Annotated in this window: 7 protein-coding genes; 2 read left to right on the top strand and 5 right to left on the bottom strand. The window is 35.5% G+C overall.

The window, feature by feature from the left end:
* Positions 1-287 precede the first annotated feature (287 nt).
* Both KI363_RS21115 and KI363_RS21110 read right to left on the bottom strand, forming a co-directional pair.
* Complete coding sequence (locus tag KI363_RS21115) at positions 288-5,003, bottom strand: DEAD/DEAH box helicase (protein WP_212967562.1); 4,716 nt, start codon at positions 5,001-5,003, stop codon at positions 288-290.
* 257 nt (positions 5,004-5,260) lie between these two features.
* Complete coding sequence (locus tag KI363_RS21110; RefSeq protein ID WP_212967561.1) at positions 5,261-5,533, bottom strand: helix-turn-helix domain-containing protein; 273 nt, start codon at positions 5,531-5,533, stop codon at positions 5,261-5,263.
* A gap of 185 nt (positions 5,534-5,718) precedes the next feature.
* Between KI363_RS21110 and KI363_RS21105 the strand changes: the two genes are divergently transcribed.
* Positions 5,719-6,240 (top strand): hypothetical protein, encoded by a 522-nt coding sequence (locus tag KI363_RS21105; protein ID WP_212967560.1) that lies wholly within the window; start codon positions 5,719-5,721, stop codon positions 6,238-6,240.
* Between the two features lie 36 nt (positions 6,241-6,276).
* Here the strand turns inward: KI363_RS21105 and KI363_RS22450 are convergent, their stop codons facing one another.
* Complete coding sequence (locus KI363_RS22450; protein WP_212967559.1) at positions 6,277-6,990, bottom strand: ankyrin repeat domain-containing protein; 714 nt, start codon at positions 6,988-6,990, stop codon at positions 6,277-6,279.
* 103 nt (positions 6,991-7,093) lie between these two features.
* The gene (locus tag KI363_RS21095; protein ID WP_212967558.1) at positions 7,094-7,357 is read right to left on the bottom strand and encodes a hypothetical protein; all 264 of its coding nucleotides are present in this window, start codon (positions 7,355-7,357) and stop codon (positions 7,094-7,096) included.
* A 264-nt stretch (positions 7,358-7,621) separates the two neighbouring features.
* On the opposite strand from KI363_RS21095, the gene KI363_RS21090 reads away from it, so the two are divergent.
* The gene (locus KI363_RS21090; protein WP_246516985.1) at positions 7,622-7,903 is read left to right on the top strand and encodes a hypothetical protein; all 282 of its coding nucleotides are present in this window, start codon (positions 7,622-7,624) and stop codon (positions 7,901-7,903) included.
* Between the two features lie 74 nt (positions 7,904-7,977).
* On the opposite strand, the gene KI363_RS21085 is transcribed toward KI363_RS21090, so the two are convergent.
* Complete coding sequence (locus KI363_RS21085) at positions 7,978-8,658, bottom strand: hypothetical protein (RefSeq protein WP_246516984.1); 681 nt, start codon at positions 8,656-8,658, stop codon at positions 7,978-7,980.
* Between the last annotated feature and the right edge of the window lie 182 nt (positions 8,659-8,840).

Genomic DNA, 8,840 nt, shown 5'->3' with positions numbered 1-8,840 from the left:
TAATGGTCCAACAGGAAGTGTAGTTAATTATTGAGTTGTTAGCAAGTGGCTTTTTCTTTTATGCATAGCCCTATAGGCCATGCATAAAAGAAGTGCCATAACCTACATTTTTAGTTTGCCATAAACAGTTTTTTATACCATTATTATAAGGTATATTTCCTACCTTTCCTTTATGGTTTCAACAATTTTCCATTTGTAAAAAATGGAAAACGAGTTTTTTATACACGAAAAAAGACCGGCATTATAGATACCGATCTCCTTTCATCTATTTCGTTAGGTTCAACACTCTATTCAACAATTTCTAATGGTGGAAAACTGTTTATCAAATCCACCGTTTGAACAGATACATTAATTATACGTAATAGCAAATTAAAAATATATTTTTCATCCTCTGAGTATAGATTAGGATCATCTACAATTCCTGATTTCTTATCCGTTTTCACCTGATACTGATCAATGATCCATTCGATTGCTGGACGTCCGTTTACCTCATACTCATATGCCTTCTCAGGGATATTCGAGATGGTAATGTCGGTATTGAACACAATCTTTTCTAACACTCCCTTTTTAGGATGTTTCATCTTCTTAACCTTGTACGAAGGATTCGCTTTGCCTTCAATTACAACATCAGGATATGGTTCAATCATTTCATAATTTATGTGTAAATCAACAAGTTTTTTCCCGATTTCAATAAATTTTTCTTTATTTTTTAGTACCGGAATTCTCGGGAGACCTTTTGCTAAATCGTTAGCATATCTTTTTCTATATTCTTTAGAATGTAGAATTGCATAAATATAAGCTAATAGTTCTTCATCGTTTATTGATAACTTACTTTTGATTGGATTATTTGCATTAAAAGATTGGTCCGCAAAAAGATTATTATCAGTGACTCCTAAATGAATTGGAAATACTTGCCCATTGTCGATTAATGCAGATTCAGGAATTTTATCAGTTACTAAAACAGAAAAACCCTTTCTTGCTCCTGGTCCCGAAACCATAATTACCTTATTAGGCACTGCAAATAGAGAATCAAATTTTCCTGGACGGGCGATAACCGATCGGTCATAATAAAGATATTTTTTAGTGAATGGTCTATATTGAGATAATACTACTTTCTTTTCATCAACTGTAATAGTTTCTCCATTGATAAGTCTTCTTTTCAACTCATCACTCCAGCTAATTTTAGACTCATCAAGCGTAATATTAGATAGTTTCTCGTTATTGTCCTTTATTTTAGATAAACGGTGTACATCATCGTTATAATTCGTAGCCATTCTGCCTATAGAATCCATGAGTGTTGATTTTGAAAAATTATAGACCCACTTATCTCTTTTTGTTTGTATTCCCAATGATTTATACTTATACACAGAATCCGATTGGCCTTGTAATTCTTTAAATCTTAAATAATCTTCATCCCTTTGATTTATCCAATCATTATTGGAATCAGGTATTACTTCCTTCCAGGCTACATTTGAAATACTTTTTTCCTCACTCAGTTTATCAAGTTTTTGCTTTTTACTTAAAAAATCCCCAATATCAGAATAATATATTTTGTGATTCGAACTACCATCTTTCACCATAATAATTATTGCTACACCAGTTAAAATGTCAAACACATTCTGTCCTTCTGCCTTCGCTTCTTTCGAAGATTTCCCTCTAATTGAACCTCGAAGGTTATAAACATACAGATAATTAAAATCCTCATGCAAACACTTTCGTAGTCCATCGGTACTTGTCTTATCAATATATGAACTCGCCGTAATAAATCCAACTACTCCCATATTTTTTAATCTGTCTGTTGACCAACGAAACGCTTTAATATATGAGTCATATAATGTATGGAGGGCATTAGCTTTTGAATACTTAGCATAAGTATCTGCAATTCGCCCTTCTAATATAGGATAAGCAACATTTTCATTATTGTCATTTTCGCTCTTTTGACGAGCAGAATAAGGGGGATTTCCAATAATGGCGAAAATTGGTTCTTTACGTTGACGTTCAAGCCGTTCATTATTTTCTCCAAACAATTCGTCCTCAAAAGAATCCTCTTTCTCCGTACTTTCGAACGTATCCGTCAAAACGATACCATTAAATGGCGTGTAGTCACCTTTCATAATAGAATGGAAGGTTTCTTCAATATTGATTGCAGCAATGTAATAACTTAACAATATAATTTCATTTGCATGAAGTTCTTGAGTGTACTTACGTAGTAAATCCTCCTTAGAAATCAATCCACTTTGAATTAATCGGACAATAAATGTTCCTGTACCAGTAAATGGATCAAGGATGTGAACCCCTTCATCACTTATTGATTTACCAAAATGTTTCTTCAATACATCCTCAACTGAATGTATAATAAAATCTACCACTTCAACAGGCGTAAACACAATTCCCAAGCGTTCTGTTGTTTCTCTAAATCCAACTTTAAAGAATTTATCGTATAATTGGATGATAATGTCCTGTTTTGCTTTAAGGTTATCAATTCCTTCAGCACGTACACGAACACTCTCATAGAAATTCTCCAGTCGTTCTTGTTCCTTCATAAGTCCTTGTTTATCCATAACATTCAAAACAGCATCCATTGCTTGTGAAACAGGGTTATCCACCGCAAAGCTATATGAATCAAATAACGCTTCAAATACTGGTTTTGTAATTAAGTGCTGTGCCAACATTTCAATCGCTTGTTGCTCTGAAATAGCTCCGTTAATATTGTGGCGTAGTCCTGAAATGAACTTTTGGAATGCCCAATAGGCCTCACTATTTGTATCTTCCAACATCACACGAATACGCATCATATGTTGTTGTGCAATTTCTGCAACATCTTTAGACCAATCTTCCCAATAACGTACATTTCCTACCTTTTTTACAATCTTTCCATAAATGGCTCGTTCAATGTCAGAAAAGTCTTCTTCATCGAGCCTAAGAGCCAATTGTTCTGCTTCTGGTTCCGCTACGGTAAATCCGCCTTCACTTTCATCAGGTGCAGAACCTACACCTATTACTTGTAACTGTTCAGGTTTTTTCTTGTTTAATTCCAATTTATTAATCGTAGCATCAAATCGTTCATCTATAGAACGCAAAGCATTCAGGACATCCCAAACTACCTGATACTTCTCATTTTTATCTAATACACTATTTTCATCCACTCCTGCTGGAATGCCTATTGGGAGAATTACATATCCATAATCCTTACCTGGTGCCTTACGCATTACACGTCCTACTGCTTGTGCAATATCAATGCGTGATTTACGAGGTTTTAGGAACATAACAGCATCCAAATCAGGTACATCTACACCTTCTGTAAGGAAACGTGCGTTTGATAGAATACGACACGTATTTGGTGGAACCTCTCCTTTTAGCCAAGAGATCTTCTCATTCTTTTGCAAAGCATTCATTGAACCATCCGCATGATCTATTTCTACACGCACAGGTTCTCTCTGGTCTCCAGAGGTGTTTATATACATATCCACCACTTCAGTAAACATGTCTTTAATCAATTTTGACTCACGTATCGTTCCAGCAAAAGCAATTGCACGTTTCATAGGGTTGGCTGAAATAACATTAGAGTTGCTCTTGCGTTTAATTAAACCATTCCAACAACCGATAATTTTTGTTACATCATCAAATTCAAGTTCTGTGTCACGTTTATTCGCCAACATGTTTTGAAAACTTCTAGCAATCATCTCTTCATCAACCGCAAGAACCATTACTTTATAGTCAGTTAATATCCCGTTATTAACCGCATCTCCAAATCCAATACGATAAAACTCTTCACCGTAAATAGTTTCGTCATTCATATCTGCAATTACAACAGACATTTCATCTGCTTTTTGCTTAGCATCTTCCCCATAAATACGTGGAGTTGCCGTTTGGTACAAACGCTTCTTAGCCTTAATATTATTATCACTATGCACTTTCACAAAAGCACTAGCTTCTTTACCCGCTTCAGTTGCACCAGTTGTACGATGGGCCTCGTCACAAACAACCAAATCAAACTCATAGAACCCATTTTTCTGAGCGTCAATGATTACATCAATGGACTGATATGTTGAAAAAACCACTAAGAATTTGCTTTGTGTATCCGCTGAATCAATAACCCTCTGACGTTCCAGTAACTTATGATAATCAGTTGTAGCTGGATACCCTAAGTCTGCCGCTGCAATATCTTCAAACTCATTTTCACCTTTGGTTTTCTTTGTAACCTTCCGATCAGAGCATACAGCAAAAGTATCCATATTTTCACGATACTTAGAATCAGCAGTCCATCCTCTCAATGATTGAGACAGCAACTGAATACTAGGTACAAGGTATAGCACTCTAAATGTACCATTCTTCTTCTCTGCCATTCTTTCAGCAATTACCATTGAAGTATAGGTCTTTCCCGTTCCAGGAGCCATAATCAGCTTCCCACGGTCAACCGTTTCAAATCCATTTACTACCGCCTCTATGGCAGGAATCTGGTGAGTACGTGGTTGTTTAGGTGATTTTAATTCAATTGTTTGCGGCTTCTCAAAAGAAAATTGCGACCAATCAATTTCGCTTTCACGTAATTGAGACAACCCAATACGAGCAATGTTTTTGTCACGATCTAATAAAGCATCGTTTGCATTACTACTCCACTTATCAGTTGAAGTGACAACAATCCCTTCTGTATAATAGCTCTTTCCTACTTCATTTAAAAATGAATCTATATGTGACTTTTGAATTGTTGTATCCTTTGAGTAATACTTACATTGAATAGCAATTAATTCACCGGTTTCCCTTTTACGAGCAACTAAATCCACACCTGTATCCTTTTTAGGGATGCCATATTCTTCCGGAACATCCGCTAACATCCAGACTTCGTCAAATAAACGTGCATACATAGGTTCCTTTTTCAAATAAGCTGTAACCAACAGCTCGAAAAGTGTCCCTCGATCACGTTGTTCCATTTCCTTCCCTTCCAGATTTCGGATAATTTTATCGAATGAATGACTTACATGATAGCCAATTGTCTCTTCCATTTTCTTAATCCCTCCAAGCCTCCAAAACACCATATACTAATATTAATGTCTAATTCAATTTTATCACACCAATTCAGCAAAGCATCTATACAATTCAATATTGAAAAGTAGATTTTGGTTGCAAAAAAGGGAGGGGTTATTGTATTATTTGAATTTTCATCACTGAATGACTACAGCTTGTTCATTTCATTTAGAAAACAAATAGACTACTGAAATCGACCTTTGAGCCGCATGTCAGTAGCCTTTTCTATCTCCGTTCAATTAGCTTTTCTCTCCCTTGTAACAATCTCCCGCAAATACATATAGATTTCCTCCATCGACCACAATGCCAGTAGCATTCTTAGCGTAGTGTCCATCTCGGGAAATCTCTTGTACTTTTCTATACGCCAAATGTACGATGCTGAGCAACCGACTATTTCAGACATTTCTTGTAAAGAAAGATGATGTGTCAAACGATATTCATACAGAAATCCCCCAAAATCTTCTACAGCCTTATTAATCCTATCCATTCTCTGTTCCTTATGACTCATTGCTTTCTCCTCCTCTTTTCGTTACTGACAAATCGCTCAGTACCCTCTGCTATTTGTGAACCTCTTATTATAAGCAAGAATGTTGCCTAACATAACTACCAAATGGAAAACTGGAATATTTCATTTCTAGGAATCTACTATAAAGATATAGGGAAAAGTCATACAAAACCAAAGGAGTGATGTAGATGAACCAAGAGGAATTCATGAGTTTATCAATGAATGAAAAGTTAAGAACTGTGAACCAAATGTTAGAAAAAGAGGAGAAAGACCATCTAAAGAACGCTAGTGAGAAGGTTGGAATCCCATATTCTGCCTTCACAAAAATCATGCGTGACAACGGTAACTACCAATACAATCAAACTAGCAAAAGGTACGAAAAGCTATTGAGCTTAGAGGAATATGAACAATATCTACAGGTAGGGACAAATAAAGTGGAAGAATTGAATGAAACATTGAGTTTCCTTGAAGAACACTTAGATGAATTGAAAAAACTATTGGTGGTACATCAAAACCAATTAATTTTAGATCCCGTAGTGTATGATCCATCCTGCAAAACCGCAAGTAAGTCCTTCCAAGTCAATGTTAGCATTTATGATCAGTTCACAGAATTATGTTCTATCCAATTTCCTCATCTTCGCCAAAAAGACCTCGTGAGTCAATGTTTACTTGATTTTGTACGGAAATACCAAAAAACCCGCTCTGAATAAACTCAGGGAGGGCCTTTTCATTTTAACAACTTACCTTTAAAAACTACCCCCAGAATATCTATTTGCTGTGAGAGGATAATGGTAAATCTCAATGTCATCATCAATAAAGCCCCTTCTTTGTGCTGCAATAAGGGTTTGGTACATATTTTCTCGACCTACAACATTATCCGTGTGAATATGAATCTTGTTAGCAGGTCTTAGACCTTTTTGGCAAATATATTTGACTAGATCATAACCAGTCGGTAGGAGATTTCCCTTATCATCCATTCCTAAATCATGATCTAACGAAAGTATATGCAACCTCTTATTCTCTATTAGGTAGATTGCATCTTCAATAGTTCTTGCACCAGTAAATCCCTCTGGAATATCCCGTAGATCATCAAGATAAACACAGTCCCAGTCATGCTCTCGAAACAAATCCAGAATATCAGTTTGAATATGTCCCTCCCAACCTGTATAGGCTCTGTCCATGCACATAGCATCAATTATGGCGTTATTGTCCAATAACAATCTTGCAATATCAACAAAGCCGAAGAAGGCCGCAATCGAAAGTGGTGCCCTACCGAGTCTATCCTTTTTGTTTACAATTGCCCCTTTCTCAATGAGTAGCTTAGTAAATCCCAAGTTTCCCAAGTAAACAGCCCAGGTCAGCAAATCTTGTCCTTGAATCACTTCGTTTACGTCATGCTTTTTCAAATATCTTTCAAGTTCATTAGTATCGTTGTTCTTTATGATATTTAATAAATTCAATGAGCCCTACTCCCCCTTTCCTCGTATTTCGTAACCCCTTCATGTTTCATATGTTTATCGTAGTTAAATCAACAATCAGCCAAACTGGAAATAATATTTTAGATTATATAAAGTATGCTGACTGCGAAAACTCGCCATGTTTTGGCCTCATCAAGAATTCAATAGTTGCCATACGATAAACAGAATCTTCCCACTTAAAAACATGTATATCCAGTAGTTCCATCCCTGTATTTTCGATTTTCTGTTTCTGAGTTTCAATAAAGTCATCAATAAGTGTCTCACTACAAATAATTGAACTGATAGTCGTTCCGGCCCACTGCCAAATATCTGGCGATTGTCTTTTGATAATGTCCGTCTTTTTACTCATTTGTTATCCCCACCCTTTTATTTAATCATATTTAACCCTCATTAAAATCTTAACACCCCATTTAAAAGGTACAATTTTTCAATAAATTCAGTATATTACTTTTTTAACTATGGAGGAACTTTATCTTTATTCTCGGGTATACAATCCAAATGTCCATGATCTTAACCCTGTTTTTTATTCATACCCTACACTCCTTATCCGTTGTTTTATTCATTTAGATCATGGGATAATTAAAATGATGCTAACTTGAAAGGCGATGATAATGTGCATAGTGATCACAAAAATGAACCAAAACCCAATTTTGATTTTGAATTTATTGATATACAGACCGTTGCTGACTATTATGAAGTTAATTGTGAAACTGTAAAAAAATGGATTATGGAAAATCGTATATCCGGAAAACAACTGGTTTCGGGAAAATACTTAGTTTCAAAACAGGAATTTGAATATCTCAAAACGAAGAGGGATCAAGATAATACAGAAAAAGACATTCGACAACTATTGGGTGATGATTATTCCGACGATTGGGAAGTAGAGCTAGATTAATGGGATGACAAAGACCCGCTCTGAATAAAATCAGTGGGGTCTTTGTCATCCCAACATTTTATCCTAATTTCCTGTCAGCCTACATCTGGTTGCACTAAAATGTCTTTAATTTTTCCCCCATATGTATATGGAGAAAAAAACAAAATCAACTTTTCTAACACTTCAGCAATCCGATCAGTAGATTCAGGAATATTATAATTTTCAGTCTTTGTGAAATAGTTTACGGTCCTCTCATTATCCTTAAAGTAAATATCAGGACAAATGCACTCCTTTAAAAGTTCCTTTTTCTCCAAAAAGTGACGGTATACTTCCAATAAAGACCATTCAAAACGAATACCTACAACAAAGCCCTTTCGTTTCTTACTCGGTATTTCACAGAAGTACGTTATATTCCCAATCCCCGCCCCAAATGTTAATTGTTTATTCCCTTGTAAGTTTTTTTTACTGGAATGAAAGTTGTAAAAGTACGGCATCCTTTGACAAAACTTTTCCAAAAGATACCTTTTAATATCATAATCATTCTCAAAATTATAAGGATTTTCCACAATTAAAGCTCTACCAATATGTGTTTCGGGCATCCGAATTTCTTTATCTTTCACCTTAAACTTTACCGCAATTTCATTTATTGAATCAATTGCATCCCATACATCTAAGAAGTAGCAAGTGTTATTCAGCTCTTCAATTCGTTTTTTTACCTCTGGTTGGATCTCAATTGCATAAAAATTAATATACTTATGTCGATTTTTTAGTAGCAATTTTTTTATTCCGTCAATATGTTCTGGCTGAAACTTTTCTGCAATCCAAAGAAGATGTTTATGGCAAACTAATAATGTAGGGATTGGCATTTAATTTATGTATGGCCCGTAGGGCATACATAAATTAAATACGCCACTTGCCAACTCCTCCAAATAACTTTAAACTCCTCGTTGGACCAACA

Source organism: Lederbergia ruris (genome assembly GCF_018332955.1).
GTDB classification, from domain to species: Bacteria; Bacillota; Bacilli; order Bacillales; family Bacillaceae_C; genus Lederbergia; species Lederbergia ruris.
Note: the sequence above shows the minus strand (reverse complement) of the source record. Positions and strands in the feature narration are given on the sequence as shown.

Coding starts and splice junctions, on each gene's coding strand:
- KI363_RS21105 (WP_212967560.1), top strand. CDS start 5,719: ATGAACCAAGAGGAATTCATGAGTTTATCAATGAATGAAAAGTTAAGA.
- KI363_RS21115 (WP_212967562.1), bottom strand. CDS start 5,003: ATGGAAGAGACAATTGGCTATCATGTAAGTCATTCATTCGATAAAATT.
- KI363_RS21110 (WP_212967561.1), bottom strand. CDS start 5,533: ATGAGTCATAAGGAACAGAGAATGGATAGGATTAATAAGGCTGTAGAA.
- KI363_RS21095 (WP_212967558.1), bottom strand. CDS start 7,357: ATGAGTAAAAAGACGGACATTATCAAAAGACAATCGCCAGATATTTGG.